The 19,850-nt window shown below is 64.7% G+C and carries 15 protein-coding genes and 1 pseudogene; 9 read left to right on the top strand and 7 right to left on the bottom strand.

Annotated elements, in window-relative coordinates; translation table 11 throughout:
• Together ACYPYD_RS06970 and ACYPYD_RS06965 are read right to left on the bottom strand one after the other, a co-directional pair.
• Positions 1 to 1,079, bottom strand: a 1,079-nt coding sequence (locus ACYPYD_RS06970; protein WP_459662587.1) for an aldehyde dehydrogenase family protein, incomplete at its 3' end; no start/stop codon positions are given.
• A 352-nt stretch (positions 1,080 to 1,431) separates the two neighbouring features.
• Positions 1,432 to 2,054, bottom strand: a pseudogene (locus ACYPYD_RS06965) (IS630 family transposase); the annotation flags it as partial.
• Between the two features lie 343 nt (positions 2,055 to 2,397).
• On the opposite strand from ACYPYD_RS06965, the gene ACYPYD_RS06960 reads away from it, so the two are divergent.
• From ACYPYD_RS06960 to ACYPYD_RS06950, 3 genes are all read left to right on the top strand, one after another.
• Positions 2,398 to 3,330, top strand: coding sequence for a surface-adhesin E family protein (locus ACYPYD_RS06960; protein WP_459662586.1), 933 nt, complete (start codon positions 2,398 to 2,400; stop codon positions 3,328 to 3,330).
• Entirely contained in the window at positions 3,327 to 3,761 is a 435-nt protein-coding gene (locus tag ACYPYD_RS06955; protein WP_459662585.1) for a hypothetical protein, read from the top strand. The genes ACYPYD_RS06960 and ACYPYD_RS06955 overlap by 4 nt, the downstream gene beginning before the upstream one ends.
• Positions 3,762 to 3,907: 146 nt before the next feature.
• Entirely contained in the window at positions 3,908 to 5,368 is a 1,461-nt protein-coding gene (locus ACYPYD_RS06950; RefSeq protein WP_459662584.1) for a tetratricopeptide repeat protein, read from the top strand.
• Positions 5,369 to 5,657: 289 nt separating this feature from the next.
• Here ACYPYD_RS06950 and ACYPYD_RS06945 read toward each other — a convergent pair whose 3' ends face one another.
• The 4 genes from ACYPYD_RS06945 to ACYPYD_RS06930 all read right to left on the bottom strand — a co-directional run bounded on the left by ACYPYD_RS06945 (position 5,658) and on the right by ACYPYD_RS06930 (position 13,175).
• Complete coding sequence (locus ACYPYD_RS06945; protein ID WP_459662590.1) at positions 5,658 to 6,422, bottom strand: IS110 family RNA-guided transposase; 765 nt, start codon at positions 6,420 to 6,422, stop codon at positions 5,658 to 5,660.
• Positions 6,423 to 6,664: 242 nt separating this feature from the next.
• Positions 6,665 to 9,457, bottom strand: a complete 2,793-nt coding sequence (locus tag ACYPYD_RS06940) for a M14 family metallopeptidase (RefSeq protein ID WP_051587232.1) — start codon at positions 9,455 to 9,457, stop codon at positions 6,665 to 6,667.
• Between the two features lie 99 nt (positions 9,458 to 9,556).
• Positions 9,557 to 10,834, bottom strand: a complete 1,278-nt coding sequence (locus tag ACYPYD_RS06935) for a M20/M25/M40 family metallo-hydrolase (protein WP_459662583.1) — start codon at positions 10,832 to 10,834, stop codon at positions 9,557 to 9,559.
• A gap of 28 nt (positions 10,835 to 10,862) precedes the next feature.
• The gene (locus ACYPYD_RS06930) at positions 10,863 to 13,175 is read right to left on the bottom strand and encodes a TonB-dependent receptor (protein ID WP_459662582.1); all 2,313 of its coding nucleotides are present in this window, start codon (positions 13,173 to 13,175) and stop codon (positions 10,863 to 10,865) included.
• Positions 13,176 to 13,573: 398 nt separating this feature from the next.
• On the opposite strand from ACYPYD_RS06930, the gene ACYPYD_RS06925 reads away from it, so the two are divergent.
• From ACYPYD_RS06925 to ACYPYD_RS06910, 4 genes are all read left to right on the top strand, one after another.
• Positions 13,574 to 14,236 (top strand): response regulator, encoded by a 663-nt coding sequence (locus tag ACYPYD_RS06925; protein WP_036530782.1) that lies wholly within the window; start codon positions 13,574 to 13,576, stop codon positions 14,234 to 14,236.
• Positions 14,236 to 15,798: a sensor histidine kinase gene (locus tag ACYPYD_RS06920; RefSeq protein ID WP_081799248.1), complete on the top strand. Its 1,563-nt coding sequence runs from the start codon at positions 14,236 to 14,238 to the stop codon at positions 15,796 to 15,798. Before ACYPYD_RS06925 ends, ACYPYD_RS06920 begins: the two co-directional genes overlap by 1 nt.
• A gap of 98 nt (positions 15,799 to 15,896) precedes the next feature.
• Positions 15,897 to 17,180: a dicarboxylate/amino acid:cation symporter gene (locus tag ACYPYD_RS06915; RefSeq protein ID WP_459662581.1), complete on the top strand. Its 1,284-nt coding sequence runs from the start codon at positions 15,897 to 15,899 to the stop codon at positions 17,178 to 17,180.
• A gap of 39 nt (positions 17,181 to 17,219) precedes the next feature.
• Complete coding sequence (locus tag ACYPYD_RS06910) at positions 17,220 to 17,681, top strand: alkaline phosphatase (protein ID WP_236727506.1); 462 nt, start codon at positions 17,220 to 17,222, stop codon at positions 17,679 to 17,681.
• A 69-nt stretch (positions 17,682 to 17,750) separates the two neighbouring features.
• Here ACYPYD_RS06910 and ACYPYD_RS06905 read toward each other — a convergent pair whose 3' ends face one another.
• On the bottom strand, positions 17,751 to 18,059 hold the full coding sequence (locus ACYPYD_RS06905) for a hypothetical protein (RefSeq protein ID WP_051587235.1): 309 nt from the start codon (positions 18,057 to 18,059) through the stop codon (positions 17,751 to 17,753).
• A gap of 972 nt (positions 18,060 to 19,031) precedes the next feature.
• On the opposite strand from ACYPYD_RS06905, the gene ACYPYD_RS06900 reads away from it, so the two are divergent.
• Entirely contained in the window at positions 19,032 to 19,307 is a 276-nt protein-coding gene (locus ACYPYD_RS06900; protein WP_036530793.1) for an HU family DNA-binding protein, read from the top strand.
• An 83-nt stretch (positions 19,308 to 19,390) separates the two neighbouring features.
• Positions 19,391 to 19,850, top strand: a 460-nt coding sequence (gene aac(6'), locus ACYPYD_RS06895) for an aminoglycoside 6'-N-acetyltransferase (RefSeq protein WP_459662589.1), incomplete at its 3' end; no start/stop codon positions are given.

The following is a 19,850-nucleotide window of genomic DNA, read 5'->3' as shown; positions in this document are numbered from 1 at the left end:
CCGCGTGCGAGGGTGGTTACAGCGCCGTGGCCCGCCAGCGCGCTCACGCCCTCGACATAGGCCGAGTGGATGCCCGGCGTCAGCATGTCCTGCGCCGCGCTGCCGCCCATCGCCGCCGAGGCCGAGGCGAGGAAGGTATCGAGATCAGGCCCGTCGATGGCGATGACGAGGCCGGGATTGGTGCAGAACTGCCCGGCGCCCATCGTCAGCGAGCCGACGAAGGCCGCGCCCAGCGCTTCGGCACGTGCGGCGAGGGCGGCGGGGAACAGCACGACCGGATTGATCGAACTCATCTCGGCATAGACCGGGATCGGCTCGGGCCGGGCCGCGGCGGTGCGCATCAGCGCCATGCCGCCGGGGCGCGATCCGGTGAAGCCGACCGCCTTGACGCGGTGGTCGGCGACCAGCGCGGTGCCTGCCTCACGCGTGGCGGGGAGGTAGGAGAACACGCCCTCGGGCAGATGGCACAGCGCCGCCGCGCGCTGGATCGCGCGGGCCACCAGTTCGCCGGTGCCGGGATGGGCCGAGTGACCCTTGACGATGACCGGACAACCCGCCGCGAAAGCCGAGGCGGTGTCTCCGCCCGCGACCGAGAAGGCGAGGGGGAAGTTGCTGGCGCCGAACACCACGACCGGGCCAAGCGCGACCTTGCGCACGCGCAGGTCCGGGCGCGGCAGCGGCGCGCGCTCGGGCAGGGCGGGATCGATGGTGAGGCCCGCCCAGCTGCCTTCACGCAGGACTTGCGCGAAAAGGCGCAGCTGGCCGGCGGTGCGGCCCCGCTCGCCCTCGATACGGGCGCGGGGAAGGCCCGTCTCGGCTATGGCGCGTTCGATCAGGATGTCGCCGATCGCCACGATCTCATCGGCGATGGTTTCGAGGAAGACAGCGCGGGTTTCCGGGTCCAGTTCGGCGAAGGCGACCGCGGCCTCGTCGGCCAGCGCACAGGCGCGTTCCACTTCCGGCAGGCCTGCGGTGGTGAAGCGTGGTTCCAGCGCCGCGCCGGTCGCGGGGTTGATGGCGGCATAGCTTGCCTGCGTGTGGGTTTCCTCGCGGCCGATGAGTATGGCGCCGGTAATCATTGCTGCATCCCCTCAGGTCAGGGCTTTGCCCGTCCGTTTCGTACGTCCATTCCGGATCTGCCCGAAGCCCCCCGCTGCATTGCAGCCGCAGGGCTTCATCGCCGTCCAAATATGAATGATAGCGCTATCTTTCAAGAGGAGGATTGTCAATGGCTCGTGATCGATCGGGGGGCGGGGAGAGCCTGACTAGCAACTCTTGAAACAGAAAAAGTTAGATTGGCGAACCAATTCCCCAAGTCGGCGAGCTTCGATTCTTCGGAACGGCTTGAACAGGAGATTGCGACTATGTTCTGTGTATCGCTGGTGGGCGTGCTCCGGAAGGCCGATCTCGGACGCAAGGACGTCTTCACGATCATTCTGGTTCGTAACCACATGATCTGAAGTAGTTGGCGCATTCCGGGGGCTGGAAGATATCGACGAGTTTGCCGATCAAGCTCCACAGGCCACTGACGGTACGCTCGCCCGCTTTACGGAGTATGGCTTTGAGGCCGGAAAATGCTTTCTCGATCGGGTTGAAGTCGGGGCTGTAGGGCGGGAGAAAGCGCAGGGTGGCGCCTGCGGCCTCGATGAGCACTTGCACCGATGCGCGCTTGTGGCTCGACAAGTTGTCCATGATGACGCCGTCGCCAGGCCGCTGTTCGGAGACGAGGACCTGAGCGACGTAGGCTTCGAACCAGTCGCCGTTGATCGGCCCATCGAGCACCATGGCCTCGACCATGCCGGCCATGCGCAGGCCGGCGACCAACGCGGTGATCTTGCCGTGGCCGTGCGGGAAACCCATCCGCAGACGTTCGCCTTTGGGGCAGCTACCGTAGCTGCGGGTCATATTGGTCGCGGTCTAGGTTCCGTCGATGAAGACCAGGCGCTCCGGTTTGAGGTCGAGTTGACCTCAAACCAGTTCTGACGCTGCTTCAGGACGTCGGGTCGATCTTGCTCTATCGCATGGCCTGTCTTTTTTTCCCGTGAGATTGCCCGGTCGGCGCTTCTCGGAATCGAGCTCTCCAGGCTGACGCCGACTTATGCGCGCGCGCAGCGCCTCGCAGAGCCCGAATTCACGGAGAAGGAACAACGCCTGACATATCCCGCCAACGGTCGAGGTGAGCCGATCTCCCTCCAATTTTCAAATTGGCGGTAAGGAACACGGCAGGTTTGGCTTCTCAGAAGCGCGATAGCCAACATTGCTAGGCGGCTATCGGTCGAGATTGGCCGGTCATGCACGGAGTAAGCGTGATCCAGAAAGTTGTTATGGGCAGGCACAAAAACAAGCAGGTGCTGTTGTAAGGTACGGGTTCTGCTGTACCAATGAAATAGTAACAGTTTGGAATATCGGATGAAGTTCGGGATACTCGCCGGCGGGTTGCTTATGCTTTCTCCTTCGATGGGCCTGGCCCGTACCTCGCAGTGGTGGTACGTGGCGCAAGGCGCAGACAAAGTGCTGTTCGTCGATGTTGAATCGATCGAGCGGGACGGTGACATTGTTCGATATGATGCCAGCCAAATTCTGCGCGAGCCCGGTAACCCCGCGGCCTCGCTTCGCGCCTTCATGATCGGAGACTGCCGCAAACGCACCGAAACGTGGGATCTCGTCCTTCGTTACGGCGCCGATGACGAACGCCTCGACAAGTCGGCGCTGAGCTACCCAGGGCCCAACCCTATCGCGGCGGGGTCAGTAGGCGAGGCCCAATTGAAGTTCGTCTGCGCTGCCGATCGAACCCAGACCGGCGGGTTCCCTCTGGCGATCGACCAAGTCGCTTTCGCCGAAGCACTGATTGCCGACACCGAGGCTTTGGTTAGCCCGGCGGACCATCATGAGCAGATGCGCGCAGACCCTGCGGTGCCGGTCATCCGATCTTCGGCACCGGCCCCTGCCACATTCGGAACACCCCAGGCGATCGCCGCCGGTCAGGCCGTAGTCCCGCCGCGTGACTACGGCAAAGGCGTGGGCATACTCGAGGCCGGCGATTACGATACAATGGAAAGCGGTACGATCTACGATATCGCTTATCTCGGGATCGAGGAAGGAGAGCTGGCCTTCGACTTGCGCGGTTACAGCATCGGGGATCTCGCGCACGCCAGCAGCGGGCAGACGATGCGCTTCCCGGCTTCGCAGAAGACAATCCGCATCCGCGACATCGAAATTGCGGTTCTGGACGCCACGCCCCGGAACCTGCGCTTCCGCGCAAGCCTCGCCGCGAAGGATACCGACGACATGCCTTTCGTCTGCGCCGATCCGGCATGCACCGCGCCATGATCCGCGCCGCCGCATTGTCGGTGGTCTTAGTTGGCTTGCCTGCCGGGCAGGCTCAGGCGCAACAAGTCGAGGTGATCGATCCCGTCGCCGAGCTGAAAGTCATGTGCCAGAACAATGACGCCGGCGCTTGTTCGCGCCTCGGCAACCGGCTGCTCGAAGGCGATGGCATAGCACGCGACGATGCCTGTGCGCTGGCCGAGGCGGAAAGCTGCTTTACGCTCGGCCGGGCCTATCAGACCGGCAACGGCCGCGACCTTCACGACGTTAGGGGCATCGCTCTGCTGGAGCACGCGTTGGCGCTTGATCCGCTCACGTCTTCCGCCGGCCCCGCAAGAAAAGCCCTCGCCATATCAAAGGCTGCGCTTGATGACATTTCCGTGCCGCCCGCGAATAACGATCAACCAGCCGGCCACGAACAGAATAAAGGATAGGACGATAGCGTCGGCCGCCACATCACCGAGCACGTCCAGCCGCAGTTCCGGTAGCAGTGACAGCTCCAGCGGTTCCTCCGGCGACGGGTCTTCGGGCGGCGGGGTGGCGGTGGCGGCGGATCGGGATGGTAAGAAGGATGCGGTACATGTCTTGGTTCTGTAAAGCCGTGCCAGCCACCTTGATGCTGGGCGCGGTTCCGGCGGCCGCATCAGAGTGGTGGTACATCAACAGCGGCCCCGGCCGTGTCGTTTTCGTGGATGCGAAATCTGTCGAGCGGCGCGGAGACGAGGCGCGCTATTGGGCGATGCAAGTAATCCGGCCCGGCGAACCGGAAGTCACGGTAAAAGCGCACCGGCGCGTGCTGTGCGACAAACGCCGCATTCAAACTTTGCAAATTCTGTATTTCGACGAGGCCGGACGCCCGATCGACAAGGGAGCCGCGCATACGTCCCCCATGGAAACGGTGCCGCCCGACAGCTTGGGCGATGCGGAACTGCGCTTTGCCTGCGGAGATGAAGCGCACCGGGTCGCAAATGATCTCTTCCCACTTGCGATCGACGAAATCGAGTTTGCAGAGGCACTGATCGCACACGGCAACAGGCCGTCCGATGCCCATGATCTGCATGAAATGCTTTCCGTGCGGGAAGTGGATACCATCGCGTCTACACCGCCAGAGAATCCTACTGTGCCTGCCCCTGCGGGGCCGTATGATCTGACCGAACCGGCATCGGAGCACGCTTCTGATGATGATGCGGCCGAAATCAGGCAGCTTGAAGATGCTTGTGCGGGCGAAGTGGCAAGCTCCTGTGCCGAACTGGGCACCCGGTACGCGCAAGGCGATCACGTGGCTCTGGATCCGGCGCGTGCAGCGGTATTCTATGCCAAGGCTTGTGCAGGCGGCGATGGCAGCAGCTGCACAAGCCTTGGCATAGCCTACCACACCGGCAATGGCGTCCCTGCGGACGCCCAGCAGGCGACCGCTGCTTTCGCGAAAGCCTGTGAGTTGGGCGGGCCTGCTGATTGCGGCAATTTTGGCCTTGCCCTGGTGAAGGGCGAAGGCATCGCGAAGGACGCCCCACGTGCGTTCCGGTATTTCAGGGCGGCCTGTGACGCCGATAACTTTGCCAGTTGCTCCAGCCTTGGCGCCGCCTATTCGCTGGGCGCGGGGGTAAAGGCCAGCAAGCGGCGCGCCAGGCGACTGTTTGAAAAGGCCTGTGACGGCGAAGATGCCGGCGGCTGCTACAACCTTGGTGTGGTTTACGATCAGGGGCTGGGCGTGCGCAAGAACGCCCATCGCGCCGCCGCACTTTATGTCGGAGCCTGCGATCAGGACGATGGCGCAGCCTGCGGCAATTTAGGCACGTTGGTTCAGAACGGAAACGGTGCTGGCAAGGACGCAGGAAGGGCCACCGAACTGTACCGCAAATCCTGCGATCTGAACGATGCCGACGGGTGCCTCAACCTTGGCCGTGCCTACAATGCAGGAGCAGGCGTCGATCGGGACCGGGAACAGGCAAGTGTCTATTATCGCCGCGCCCTGGAAATCGCGCCGAACAAGGCAGATGCCCGCCGCGCGCTCAACGATTTGGCGGAACGCCCGGAATGAGGCGTGTAGAAGCCGTTGCTGCAGTCGACGCTGTGTGGACGGCTCTCCGTTGGCAAGTGGCATATTGAGCTTTGCGCCGTTGGTTGGTGCGGCCATGTGTCGGGCCTATTGGTGCGGCACATATTACCGCTGGCCATAATGCCATTAGCGCGGCTCGGGTCCCGACCATTCTCGCGCACTCGAGGTGCTGGGTCGAAACATGGGTTTTCCCGATCCGGCGGTTTCAACCGACTTTGTGCATTAGCTCCTGTCCGCCCTTCCCAAGATCGTAAGCGCTGAGCGCTATATTCTATGCAATCTGCGGGTCGCGATACCGTTCGCCGTTGGTCATCATCGCCCAGATCATGCGGGCATTGTTGTTGGCAAGCGCCACGGCGGCAACCTTCACGTTCTTTCGCGCAAGCAACTGCACGAGCCAAGGCCGCTTTGACTTATGGCGCTCAGCAAAGCGAATGACCGCGATGGCGCCGACGATGAGCATCTGGCGCAAATAATGATGTCCAGCCTTTGTGATGCCACCGAGGCGCTCCTTACCTAGGCTGGAGTTTTGTCGAGGTACCAGACCAATCCACGCTGCTAGGTCGCGGCCTGAGCGAAAGATCGAGGGATTTGGGACAGTCGCGACGATCGCACTTGCCAATAGTGGCCCCACGCCTGGTATCTCCATCAGCCGCCGGCCGATTTCCGTTTTTCGCGCACTTGCCATGATCCGGCGATCATTTTCGAGGATCTGCTCTTTCACAATGCGCAGTTGGGCTGCCAGCATGTCGAGGCAAGTCCCCACCTCTGCGGGCAGTCTGGCATGATTTGTATCAGCTACGATATCGAGAAGCTGGTCAATTCCATTCCTGCCGATCGGGGTGACGATGCCGAACTCCGCGATGTGCGCCCGCAAGGCGTTCGATAACTGGGTTTCAGCAGGCGACTGCGCGTCAATCGCTGGCGCAATACCGCTACACCATCGGCATCCACACCGTGCACCTGGAACACGTTCATCGCTAGGTCCAAACCAATCGCCGTGACTGTTCCCAGCGTGGCTCTCCTTCCGGCTCATCCGCAGGTCATCTTGCGGGAGGGTTGGAGAGCCGTCCACGTCATCATTCTCGGCCGCTCAGCCAGCCCTTTCCAATACCCAGGTGCAGACGCAGCTCTCCCATTCTGGATAGCTTAGACTGGCCGATCCCGGCCGTTTAGCCGCTGATTTTTGATTCCGACTAGCTGCGATCGGCTTACTGGACTGCTAGTATCATAAGCCTCTGGAAAACTCAGTTCAGTTCCAGGCGCAAAACGGTATCACTAGCTGTCGCCGGGAGGAGTTTCGCTGGAGCTTGAGAGCAGCACGCCGTTGAACAGGAACTTGAAGGTCGCGAAAGGCTGTCCGCGCTGGGTCACTTCCGGCCCCATCAGGAACACGCGGCCCTTGCCGAGCCCGCCCTCGACGATGCCCGCGCCGCCGTTCAGCAGCTTCTGCCCCCAGCCCCAGCCGGAGACGAGCGGGTCCTCCTTGTCGAACCAGCTGACCTTGCGCACCGATGGCCCGTCGGCGCGGAAGACCGGGTTGTTGTTGTAGAACAGGTTGACCGTGGGTGCGACGCCGAAGGCCAGGGGATCGCTGCTGTCGACTTGCGCGCTCAGGATCGATCCGGGGACGTAGAAACTGTTGGAGGAAACCCGCTTCACGGTGCCGTCCGGCCCCTTGGGCGCGAGCAGGTTGGTGACCGGCAGGCCCAGCGCCTCGCCGATGCGGGTGGAGTTGCCCACCGCGACGACCGTGCCGCCCGCCTTGGTGAAGGCGGCGACTTGCGGGAAGGTCGTCTCGGGCGTGATCTTGCCCAGCATCTTGCGGTAGGCGACCGGAATGTCGGCGGCAGCGGGCTGCGGGCGCGAAGGACCTTCCTCGCGGCCGAGCACGTCGCTCTGGAAGACGAGGACGTCGTACTTGGCCTTGAGCCCGCCCTTGTCGAGCGCCTGCGGGTAGACCAGCTCGTAGGGGAACTCGTACTGCTCGAAGATCCAGCGCGTCCAGCCAGAGGCCATCGAGCCGCCATAGACATCGACAAGGCCGATCTTCACCGGCTTGACCGCGACCGTCTCGCCCGCAGGCTTCGCCGCGACGGCATGGGCATCGAGGCCGAGCGGCGCGACGGCGGCATCGACGATCGCCTTCGCCTTGGCCGAGGCGGGTATCCACACCGCCCCGGGGGCGAGCGCCTTGCCGTCCATGGTCAGGCCCTGCTTCATCCAGAACACCGGCAGGCCCGCCTTCAGCAAGCGGTTGGTCAGCGTGTAGCTGTTGTTGACGCCGTGATCGACGATCCAGCCTGCCCCGCCCGAACCCAGCACGCGGCCCGGCGGCGGCGCGGCGATCTCGTCGGCGACCAGCGGGAACCCAGGCGGCGGCGCGTCGAGCACGCGGTCGAAGGCGACGTTCATCTGCAGCGCCAGCGTATAGCCGGTGACGTCGTAGGGCTTGATCGGCGGCCCACCCTCATAGGCGAAGTCCTGCGGGTGGTCCTGCGGCTCGAACATGTCGAGCACGTGGGGGCGGAACGCCTGGTCGCTGCGCACGACGTAGCTGCCCGCCGGGTAGCTTTTGCCCTCGAAAGTGAAGGCCGACGGCGCCTGCTGCACCTCGATCCCGGTCTTGATGAGGGCGTTGAGGAAGCGCACCGTCGTCGGCATGTCCTGCTGGCGGTCGGCCGGGATGATGTAGGCACGCGGCGCGCGCTTCTCGGGCGCGTTGAGCACGGTCTTGTAGAGGCTGGCGGGCAGGATCTTCTCGTTGCCCCATCCGAACGTGCCTGCGGTTTCCTCCGGCCCCGGCTTGGGCATGGTCTTCGCCGCGTCCTTCGCCGCCTCGATCCGCTTGGGCGTCACCACCCAGCTGTCGGTGCTACCCTTGGCGATCTGGTTGCGGCCCATGACATAGCGGTTGTACTGGATCGTCTCGCGGTAGCGCGAGGCGTAATCGAGGATCGCCCGGTCCATCTCCTTCACGTAGTCGAGCGACTGCTGGAAGTGCCATTCCTGCGGCGCGATCGGCAGTACCTCGTCCTGCCGGGGGAGCTGGTTTTCCGGCACGAACGGGATCTTGAGCGGGGTGGGATTGCCGATGATCTCGGTCAGAATGCCGATCTGGTTGTGGAAGTACCCGATCGTGCGGATGCCGCCGTTGAACCATGTCGAATAAGGCGCGGCCGAGCGCATCGCCGAGCCGCCCATGCCCTTAGCCACCAGCCGCGCATGCATCATCTGGCCGACCACGTCGGTCTGGTTGATGACCAGCGGCTCGTTGTTGAAGTTGTAGGGGTCGCGGAACGGCGGAATGAACACCACCGCGCCCAGCGGCCCGGTCTGGTGCTGGTTGTAGAGGATCTGCGGGAACCACTCGCGGTATCCGGCGCGGTTCATGTTGGTCGTCTCGGGCTGGGTCGAGGCGAAGCTGTCGCGGTTGTTATCGTGGCCGATGTACTTCTGGTAGAGCACCGGGATCGAGTCCGTTGTCAGCTTGTGCGGATCGGCCATGTACCAGTCGGCGACGAGTTCCAGCCCGTCCGGATTGGCGAAGACGAACAGCATGATGTCGTCACCCAGCAGGCGCAGGGTCTCGGGATCATTGCGCGTCAGCATCTCATGGATGATCTGGACGTGGCTCTGCGCGTTGACGATCTCGCTGGCGTGGAGCCCGGCGTCCATCCACACCATCGCCTTGCCCTCGGCGGCGAGCGCCTTGGCGGCATCGTCGTCGAGGCCCTTGGCCAGCGCCAGCTGCTGCGAAATCCGGCGGTATTTCTCCAGATTGCGGATGTTATCGGGCGAGGAGACGATCGCCATGTACTGCTCGCGCCCCTCGGCGGTCTTGCCGATGGAGACGACCTTGATGCGGTCGCTCTCCTTGACGACCTGCATCAGCCACTCGGAAATCTTCGTGTAGTCGGCGAGGAAGTAGTCGGCGCCGACCTTGCCGCCGACGATCTTCTCGGGCGCGGTGATCGCAGCGCTGGTCGCGGGCGCGTCCTGGGCCAGAACCGGCGTGCTGAGCGGGAACGAAAGACACGTGGCGGCAAGCAGAAGATTGCGACGGGACATGGCGTTACTCCTTCGCGGCGCGGAACGGACCGGCGGTGGGATGAGAGACGGTAAAAAGCCGGGGCGGACCGCTGGAGAGGCCCGCCCCGTCAGGATGGGTCAGCGTGCTTCGGCGAGGGTCAGGACCGTTGCCAGGCCGACCGCCATGTTCTTGAGGTCCTCGGGCGGGTTCATCTTCATGCCCTCTTCCAGCGAGTGCGCACGGAAGGTGTCGAACCCGGAGCCGAGGGTGACGGCCTCGACGCCCATGCTCATCGGGATGTTGCTGTCGGTGGACCCGGCGCCGTACTTCGGCGTCACGCCCGATCCCTTGGCGACGGCAGTGGCGATCTTGATGATGCGCGCATCGAGCGGCGTGGTGCCGACCGGGCGGTCGCCGATCAGCTTGGCGTCGTAGGAGATCTTGCCCTTGGCGGTGGAGCGCGCGGCGTTCTCCGCATCCACCGCAGGCTGCAGCAGGGCGAGGAACTGCTTCTCCTCCGCGTCCAGTTCGGGCTTGCCGTTGGAGCGCATGTCGATGGTCATGGCGGTGGCGAAGGGGATCGAGTTCACCGAAGTGCCGCCCTCCAGAATGCCGACGTTGTAGACCGTCTTCGGCTCCGCAGGGGCCTTGATCTTGCCGAATTCGACCATCGCATTGGCCATCGCGAAGGCCGGGCTGACGATGCCGAAGTCACCCATCGAGTGGCCACCCGGCCCGTTGAACGTCACCTTGTAGCGGCGCGATCCGGTGCCGGCATTGGTGATGCGCCCCGGCTGCCCCGGCTCGAACGAGATAAAGTACTTGATCGCGTCCTTGTACTTGCCCTTCTGGAACAGGTAGCGCGAACCGCGCAGGTCGCCGGGGCCTTCCTCGCCGACATTGCCCATGAACAGGATGTCGGCCTTGGTGGTGTAGCCCGCCCGGTTCATCGCGCGGATGAAAGCGAGCAGCACCGGCAGGCTGGAGGTATCGTCGCCGATGCCGGGCGCGTAGAGCCCGTTGCCCTCGCGCCGCACCTTCACATTGGTGCCGCCGGGGAACACCGTGTCGAGGTGCGCGGTGACGACGATCAGCGGACCGCCTCCGGTGCCCTTGCGTAGCCCCATGACGTTGCCGACCTCGTCGCGCTCGACGTCGGTGAGCCCTTCGGCCTTAAGCATCGCCATGTAGGCGGCGCCACGTGCGTCTTCCTTGAACGGCGGCGCCTCGATCTCGGTCAGGGTGATGATGTCTTGGATGATCTTGTCGTAATCGCCCTTGAGCGACGCCTTGGCCTTGGCGAACTTTGCCCCGCCCAGCAGCGTGGCAGCGGCCTTGTCCTCTACCGTGGCAGCCTGCGCCGCCGGAGCGGCGAGCGCGATCGCGGCGGTTGCGGCCAGCAGTGTGATACGCATCGTCAAATCCCCTGTACTCGAAACGAACTTAGAAGTTGCTGTAGATCGTCGCGCCCAGCGTGCGCGGGGCGGTCGTCGCCCAGTAGTCCGGCACGCCCGCAGCGCTCGAGATCGAGTTCACGCCGATCTTGTTGAACAGGTTGCGCACGTAGAGGAACACGCCCATCCGGTCGTTCTGCACACCGGCGCGCAGGTTCACCATCGAGTACTTGCCGAACTCGCGGTAGAGGCTGTTGGTCGGCCGGATCTGCGAGGTCATCTCGCCGGTGTAGGTCCAGTCCGCGCGCAGAAGCCCCTCGAAGTCGTTGAAGGCCGGGAAGGTGTATTCGGCCCCGGCGCTCGCGGTAGTGCGCGGAATCAGCGGCAGGATGTCGCCCTTGAGGCCCGATGCCGTGACCTCGGCGCTGACCTGATCGGCGGTCAGGCGCGGCTTCACGTAATGGAAGCTCGCGTTGAGGTTGAGCCCCGAAACCGGCGCCGCGCTGGCCTCGACCTCGACGCCCTCGATCCGCGCCGAGCCGACGTTGCCGATATACGAGAAGTTGCCGTACGTCGCGCGAACCGAGGTCTGCAGGTTGTTCCAGTCGATGCGATAGGCGTCGATGTTGAAGGTCAGCTTGCGGTCGAACCACTGCGTCTTGAAGCCCGCCTCGTAGTTCCACAGCGAGTCCGCCGCGTAAGTCTGCGCCGATTCCGGAATACCCGGCGTCAGGTTCGCGCCGCCGGGGCGGAAGCCCTGCGATGCAGTGGCGTAGAACATCACGTCCGGGGTGATCTTGAGGTCCAGATTGTACTTCTGGATCAGCCCGTTCGCATTGGCGGACACCTCGGCATAGGCGCTGGGAACCTGCCCGTTGAAGTAGTTGTAGCCCAGGTTCTCGCCGCCCACGGTCTTCTTGTAGTCGTAGTAGCGCAGGCCCGCCGTCAGCGTCAGCGGCTCGAAGAGATGATAGCTGATCTCGCCGTATACCGCGGTCTGCTTGACCACGTCGGTGACATAGCGCGAGCCGAGATCGACGGTCGGCTGCTGCGGCTCGCCAGTGGCGGGAATGCCCGCGAAGACGAGCGTATCGACGCGGTCGTCGCGGTCCTCGCGGAACAGGCCGAAGGTGTAGGTCAGCGGCCCCTTGCCGTTCGAGCTGAGGCGAAGTTCGTTGACGTAGTTGCGCACGAAGCGCGGCTGGTAGTTGCCGATCGGCTGCTGCCCTGCGGCCCAGTTCTGGTAATCCGCCCGCAACTGCGCGGAGGTCAGCCCCCCCGCGCCGGTCGCGCAGGTGCTCGAACTGGTCGTCGCTCCGGCGCTCGTGCCCTGCAGCAGCGAGCCGCCGTAGGTATTCTGGAATAGCCCGCAATAGCGATTGGACGCCGCGATGCTGGCGTAGTTGTCCGAGTTGTCGTTGGTCTGCCGCACGTCCCAGCGGTAGTACGAATTGTTCAGCGCCAGCGTGCCGATGCCGGTCTCCCACTTCGTCTCCAGCGCATAGAGCTGCAGCTTGTCGTAGGCCGGCGAGGCGACTTTCTGCTCGGACACGAACTCTCCCACCGAAGGCGCCCACTGCGAGGTGCCGTCGAATTTCTGGGTCTGCACGATCGTCATGAAGTTCATGCTGAGCGTATCAGTCGGCTGGAAACCCAGCTGGAAACGCGCGCCTTCGAGCGTCGAGCGGTTGAGGTCCTCCTTGCCGATCGTCGGATCATCGACATAGCCGGGGTTCTGCTGGCGATAGAGCACCAGGCGCGCGGCAAGCATGTCGGAAATGATCGGCACGTTGACCGCACCTTTCAGCGAATAGCCGAACTCGCCGTGCTCCACCGCCTCTCCGCCGAATTCGGTCGCGCCCTCGTACTTGGTGAGGTCCGGCTTCTTGAAGATCACGCGCAGGGTGCCCCCCATCGAGCCCGAGCCGTAAAGCGTGCCCTGCGGCCCGCGCAGAACTTCCACTCGCTCGACATCGAAGAGGTTGAGGTTGGGCGTCACGCCCGAAGGATCGGAGCTGGTGCCCGACGGACCCGTCAGCGGCGTCTCGCCGTAGTACAGGCCTACGGTGCTTTCGCCCGCTGTCTGGATACCGCGAATGGAGATGCGGGTGCGGCCCGATTCACCGGCGATCAGGTTGAGCCCCGGCACCTGCCGCACGACGTCGGCGATGCCCGTGGCGCCGAGGTTCTGGAGGGACTTCTCCGACAGCGCGGTGATCGCGACAGGGGTGTCCTGGACGCGGGTGGCGCGGCGCAGGGCGGTGACGACGATGTCGCCGACGCCCTCGCTAACCGCCTGTTGCGGAGCCGTTTCCTGCGCTTGCGCCCCCAGCGGCAGAGCGAACAAGGATACGGAAATCAAGAATGCAGCGCGACCGTATTGAGTGGCCATGATTGCCCCCTGTTGCAGCCGGCCCATGCTCCGCCCGCGATGCCGCCGATGCCTTGGCGATCTCCTGCGCGCTGCGGATTGGACCCGGTTCGTTGTCGAGGTTTCCCCTCCCGACACACGAAAGCTGCGGGCCTTCACCTGTCACGAAGCTGTCACTGCCACGCCCTTTTCCAAAAAGAATCTTGCCCGGCGCGACAGGTTGATGACAGGTTCCATTCACAGACTGCCGAATCAAACGGCATGAAATTGCGCCGGGACAGGGCCGGCACTCAACGATTCACAAAGGCACTCAAAGGCACCTCACGGCGTCTGAAAAGTGCCCGAACAGGGACAAGAGGATGCCGCAACTCGTGTGAGGGAGTGAGTTGTTGCGGATACTGATCGTGGAAGACGACGAGCGCTTGGCGCGCGGCATGGAAGCCTCGATGAGCGCGGGCGGCTTCGTCGTCGACGTCGTCGGGAGCGGCGAGGAGGCGCTCGACGTTCTCGCCGCCGAAACCTACAATGCCGTGATCCTCGATCTCGGGCTGCCGGACATCGACGGGCTGGAAGTTCTCCAAACGCTGCGCAGGGGCGGCGACTCGACGCCGGTGCTGATCCTGACCGCGCGCGATGCGGTGTCCGACCGTATCGCCGGGCTCGACCGGGGGGGCGACGACTACCTCTCCAAGCCCTTCCACCCGCGCGAGCTGGAATCGCGGCTGCGCGCGCTGATCCGGCGCAGCCAGGGTACTGCCGACCCGGTGCTGCGCGTCGGCGACCTCAGCCTCGATCGCTCCACCCGCGTCGTCGAACTCAAGCGCTCGGTGCTCGACTTGCGGCGCCGGGAAATGGCGGTGCTGGAGACGCTGATGGGCCGACCCGGCAAAGTCGTGACCAAGCAGCGCCTCAATTCCGAGGTGTTCAACTTCGCCGACGCCGTCGCCCCTAATGCGCTGGAGGTCTACGTCGGCCGCCTGCGCCGCAAGCTGATGCCGGATGGGCCGACGATCCGCACCATCCGGGGCCTCGGCTACATGCTGGAGACCTGATGGCCTCTCTGCGATCGCGCCTGACCGCTGCGGTGATGGTGCCGCTGCTGGCGCTGGCGGTGACCTTCGGCGGCATTACGTGCTGGATGATCCAGCGCTCCGGCGCGGCGACCTCCGACCGCATCCTCGTCGGTTCGGTGCGTCTGCTCAGCCGCGCCGCCGATACCGAGGACGCCGTGCGCGACAAGGTGCTGCCGCTGGCCGTCCATCTGCTCCAGCGCCGCTCCGCGCCCGTCACGCACTACAGCATCTGGGACGGCACGGAGCTGATCGCGGGCGAGCGCGGCCTCGTCCCGCCGCCGCTGTACGACACGCGCACCGGCCGCACCACGCAGCGCCTGCCCGCCGCCAGCTTCCCGCGCACCTACCGCAATACTCCGCTGACCGGCGGCTACGTTGACCCGCGCGATGCCGACGGCGTGATCCAGCCCGGGTACTTGCGCGACAGCACGCTGGGCGGCAAGCCGGTGCGCATCGCCACCGAGATCCGCCGTCTCCACCGCAACGGCCACGCGGTGGTGGTGCAGGTGGCCGACTTCGTGGATGATCGCTGGGCCTACCAGCAGACCTACTTCCTGCGCGTGCTGGGCGCGGGCGTGCTGATCGCGATGACGGCGGTGCTGCTGTTCTACTGGGCCATCACCTGGGGCCTCAGGCCCTTCGCCTCACTCACCGGGCAGATCGAGACCGCCCGCCGCGAGCCGCCGCCGCAGTTCCGCCTCGCGCTGGAGGAGGACGCCCCGCGCGAGGCGCGGCTGCTGGCCGGGTCGTTCAATGCCCTGCTCGCCCGCACCGAGCGCGCGGTGGATTCGCTCAAGCAGTTCACCGCCAATGCCTCGCACCAGATGCGCACGCCGCTCGCCGTGGTGCGCGTCCATCTCGACGTGCTGGAGCGCTACGGCCCCGCCTCCCCACGCGGCGCGGCGGCGCTGGAAGACATCGGCAACGCGGTGCTCTCGCTCGAACGGCTGCTGCTGCAACTGATCGCCCTCGCCCGGACCGAGGAGCAGGGCATAGCCGAGGACGCCACTTTCGACCTTGCTGCCGTCGCCGCCGACCTCGTGGCCTCGCGCATCGACCAGCCGGGCTCGGACGGCCTCGACATCGGTTTCGAGGCGCCGGATCACGGCCCCGTTCTCGCCAGCGGCCACCCGATCCTGGCCGCCGAGATGATCGGCAACCTGTTCGACAACGCGGTGCGCTACAACCGCCCCGGCGGCACCGTCACCGTGCGGGTGCTGCACCGCGCCGGACGTGCGTGCATCGAAGTGGAGGACGACGGCCCTGGCATCGCCCCGCAGGACCGCGAACGGGTGTTCGAACGCTTCTACCGCGCCCGCAGCGAAAGCGATGCTGGCGGCAGCGGCCTCGGTTTGTCGATCGTCCGCGCGCTAGCCGAACGCATGGGCGCAGAAGTCCGGCTGGAGCCCGGCACGGATGGTCGCGGCGTGCTCGCCAGCATCGACTTCGCCGCGCCGCCGAGCCCTGACGACCGGAACGACGAGCACATCACCCAAGCCCAATCGGAGGCGCAACAATTCGCGCTCGCGACAGCTTGCTGACAGGGTTCTCGCGGCAGAACCCTCATCATGAGCCAGGCGCCTTCGGGCACGGCAACAGGATCACCGATGTCCGCAAATCCTTTCGTTCGGTCACTGCGATGATCGAGACTGCCCCCCCGCCTCTCCCCCCTTCCGCCGGCCATGCGCGCAGGCGTCTGCGCCCTCATCTGCAGGTGCGGCTGCTGGCGGGTTTCCTGCTCGGCATGGGCGGCGGCACGCTGGCCGGGCTGTTCGCCAGCGACTCCCCCGCGACCATGCTGCTGATGCGCTGGGTGGTGAAGCCGGTGGAGCAGGCGTTCCTCTTCGCGCTGTTCCTGCTGATCGTGCCGCTGCTGGTGTCGGCCATCGTCAGCGGCATCGCGCGGGTGCGCAACATGGCGGGAATGCGGCGACTGCTGCTCTCCACGCTGGCGCACATGCTGGCGGCCTCGGTCGCGGCGGCGCTGATCGGGCTGGCCATGGTCAACCTGTTCCGCCCTGGCGACGTGGTGCCAGCCGAGATCGGCCAGCAACTCCTCGCGGCAGGTCACTCTTCCGCACCGCCGAGAGGCTTCGGCGCGCTGTTCTCCTACGCCGCCGTGGAACGGCCGATCATGATCGTCATCTTCGCCTCGGTGCTCGTCGGCATGACCCTGACTTTCTTGCGCACCCGCCGCAGCGGCCACGTGCTCGCCACCAGTGAGCGGGTGTTCGATGCTGGAATGCATGTACTCGGCTATGTCGCACGGCTGGCGCCGGTCGCGGTCGCCGCCTTCATGTTCGACCTGACACTGGTGTTCGGCTGGCACCTGCTGCTCTACCTCAGCGCCTATGTCGGCGTGGTGGTGGCGGCGCTGATGCTGCAGGTGATGCTGACCTTCTTCGCGGTCGTGTGGATGCGCGGCGGGGTGACCCCGGCGGCGTTCCTGCGCGGAGTGCAGGAGCCGGCAGTCATCGCCTTCTGCACTTCTTCGTCCAACGCCACTCTGCCCAGCGCGCTGAAGGCTGCCGAATTCGACCTGCACCTGCCGCCCCGCGCGGCGCGCCTCGTCCTCGGCATCGGCACCATCGCGAATCAGGGCGGCACCGCGATCTACACCGCTGTGACCGTGCTGTTCATCGCCCAGTTCTTCGGAATGGACCTCTCGCTCGGCAAGCAGGGCGTGGTGCTGGTGGTGGCCGCGCTGGCGGGAATGGGTACGATTGGGGTCCCCGCCGGATCGCTTCCCACCGTTGCCGCCGTTCTCGCGATCACCGGCCTGCCGCCCGAGGGGATTGGCTTGGTGGTCGGCGTGGACCGGCTGCTCGACATGTTCCGTACCATGGTCAACGTGGTTGGCGATATCTCCATCGCGACCGCCGTATCGCGCGACCAGCATGGGCGCTCAATGCCCGTGATTTAGTGTGCCCGCTCCCCCACGCCTGCGGCGCAGCTCGCCAGCGTGACGTATCGCAAATGCTATGGCCCAGTCGCAACGACGAAGCAGTGCCCGGCCAATGCCCTCGAGAAGGGTGGAAGCGGATCGATCGCCGAACATTTGCTCGAAGCGCGGGCGGATGTTGTTCTGGGTGGCTGCGCTGCGACCTTCGCGGGGACCGCTGCCGCTGGGAAATTTAAGGGTAAGACCCTGTGCCAGCAGGCACAGTCGCGTGGCTATCTCGTTGTCCGCAACGCAACCGAACTCGACGCGGTGACGGCCGCTGACCAGTCCAAGCCGGTCCTCGGCCTGTTCTTCGGCCGATGCCGGCATGGGGTAGCGCGGTGGAAGGCGCCGCTGCGATGCTCCAGCGCGTCATTGCAGCGGAGGGCTGAGCCAGCGGGCTGCGCTCGCGCGAACGATGCCGCCGGTAGAGAAGCATCGGGGTTCGCGCATCGGACGCAGCCAGCTGCAGGCGCCGGGTGACGGTCTGGTCGGCGGCTTTGACCTCGGCGATGACGCAGGCCAGCGATCCGTCGCGCAAAGCATCTTCGGCTAGTGCAAGGACTTCGGAATCCTTTCTGCCCTGGGGATTGAGCACCTTGCCGGGCCGAGCCCGACCTGTTCGAAGCCCGGAGCATACAGGTCGATGCGGCTAAGCGCCCACAGCACGGTCATGCCCTGATCGGCAGCAAAGCGCGCGGCGAGGCCCGCAGCAATCAGGGTGGCGGCAGCATCGTCGCTCCAGCTGGCGCTGGCGCCGGCGATCTCGTGAAGCGCAGCGCCATCAAGGCCGCCGCTGGCGAGGCGCGTGTCGATTTGCGGCAGGCCGAACGGCAGCACCGGGCCGCGCGCTGCCTGCACCTGCGCGATCTGGGCGCGTAGTGCGGCAAGGTGCTCGGCAGGCAGCCGGGAGGGAAGGGCGGTTTGCAGGATTATTGGTCAACAGCGACTCATGTGTTCGCTATATGTTTCATTCTGGCCGCCGCTGCGTCAAGGTGTCGGGCCATGCAAACGAGGGAGGAGGCCGCTAAGCAACGGGTTGAGAAAGAAAAAGAAATTTCAGGTAAACCGTTGTGCTCAGTAGTGTCCTCAAGGAAGGGGACGCGCTCGGGGGCTGTTGATGGGCGGGTTTCCTCGCGGTTCGCGCGCAGTTGTGTGACGCGGTATTGTTCGGCGAGAGCGTGTTCACTGGCTGAGCGCCGGGCCCCGTGCCCGGCACTCATAAGCTGCTCAGCCACAACCACGTGGATCAGAGCACGGTCGATCCTAACGTCCCGCGCCTTAGCCTGCCCGCAACACGCTCGCAGCGGGCGGATTGCGGCTGCAGGATAGGATCAAGCCTGTTTCCGCGTGGGCTCTGCAAATCCGCTGGGCCGCGCGACTTTTTGCTGTTCAGCTGCCCGCCGGTCGGTGTAGCGCTTGTAAACGTGCCCGCCTGCGACTGCGGTGATGAGGCCAAGGGGGCCGAGGCGGCGTATCACCATCGGCGCTGCAAAGCCGAGCAAAGTTCCTCCAGTGCCGCTCACCCCTGGACGTGCTTTGCGGCCTTGTTTCCTGCGATTGCGCTGATGACCTTGCCAAACATGGGAATCCTCCTTGTGTGCGTTATGCAAGAGACCGGCCGAGAATGGTTCCGCGCGCGATGTTATCCGGGTAATTCGGGCACCGGATGCGTTTCACATATCCACAGGCTGTGGACAAAGCGGCCTCAAGGCGCGTTCAGCGTGAGTATGCGACTTTGAACGCGGTTTCGGCTGTTCCATGGTGGAAGGCCGCGAAGCTCGAAAAAAACGTAGCTTTGCGAACCATAGACATCGACAGGACGAACTTCTCATGAACAACAGCGATCTCGCCGACGCCATCGCCAACGATCACGGCATTACGAAAGCCGACGCCCGTAAGATTGTCGACGCCGTCTTTGAGGCCATCGGCAGCGCGGCGGCCAAGGGTGAGGAAGTCTCGCTCAACGGCTTTGGCAAGTTCAAGGTCAAGGACAGCCCTGAGCGTGAAGGCCGCAACCCCGCTACCGGCGAGGCAATGACCATCAAGGCTTCGAAGAAGCTGACCTTCACGGTCGCCAAGGCGGTCAAGGACAAGCTCAACGGCTGATACAATACGGTGGCGGCACCGAGCCGAGCGCCGGCGCCGCCACCATGCATGATTTCCTTGACCAGCTTCCGAGGCCGAGCGGCATGATCGTACGGATAACAGTGGGCAGCAACGCTGATCTTCTTGAATGGTCGGCTCTGCGCACGTCGCTCTGGCCAGATGGCTCGGAAGCAGAGCACCAGGAAGACGTGGTTCAGCTAATGGCGGAGCCGCAGCCTTTCATTGGCTTCCTGGCGCGCGATAAGCACGGCGCGCTTGTCGGATTTGCGGAAGCCGCGCTACGCGTCGATTACGTCAACGGCTGCGAAACTTCACCGATCGCTTTCCTTGAAGGGCTATACGTCGAGGAAGAATGCCGGCGACAAGGCATCGGGCGCGGCTTGGTGGGCGCCGTGGAAGCATGGGCTCGCAGCATGGGCTGCGCTGAACTCGCCTCGGATGCCATGTTGGACAACACCGTGTCGCATGCGATGCACGCAGCGCTGAAATTCGAGGAAACCGAGCGAGTGGTGTATTTTCGCAAGGTCCTGACGCCGATGCCGT

This window comes from Novosphingobium sp. 11B (assembly GCF_054589055.1).
This window is presented reverse-complemented; position numbering and strand designations above follow the sequence as displayed.

Excerpts from the sequence above, each read along its gene's own strand:
- ACYPYD_RS06955 (WP_459662585.1), top strand. The coding sequence starts at position 3,327 with ATGATCCGCGCCGCCGCATTGTCGGTGGTCTTAGTTGGCTTGCCTGCC.
- ACYPYD_RS06950 (WP_459662584.1), top strand. The coding sequence starts at position 3,908 with ATGTCTTGGTTCTGTAAAGCCGTGCCAGCCACCTTGATGCTGGGCGCG.
- ACYPYD_RS06945 (WP_459662590.1), bottom strand. The coding sequence starts at position 6,422 with ATGAGCCGGAAGGAGAGCCACGCTGGGAACAGTCACGGCGATTGGTTT.
- ACYPYD_RS06940 (WP_051587232.1), bottom strand. The coding sequence starts at position 9,457 with ATGTCCCGTCGCAATCTTCTGCTTGCCGCCACGTGTCTTTCGTTCCCG.
- ACYPYD_RS06935 (WP_459662583.1), bottom strand. The coding sequence starts at position 10,834 with ATGCGTATCACACTGCTGGCCGCAACCGCCGCGATCGCGCTCGCCGCT.
- ACYPYD_RS06920 (WP_081799248.1), top strand. The coding sequence starts at position 14,236 with ATGGCCTCTCTGCGATCGCGCCTGACCGCTGCGGTGATGGTGCCGCTG.
- ACYPYD_RS06915 (WP_459662581.1), top strand. The coding sequence starts at position 15,897 with ATGATCGAGACTGCCCCCCCGCCTCTCCCCCCTTCCGCCGGCCATGCG.
- ACYPYD_RS06900 (WP_036530793.1), top strand. The coding sequence starts at position 19,032 with ATGAACAACAGCGATCTCGCCGACGCCATCGCCAACGATCACGGCATT.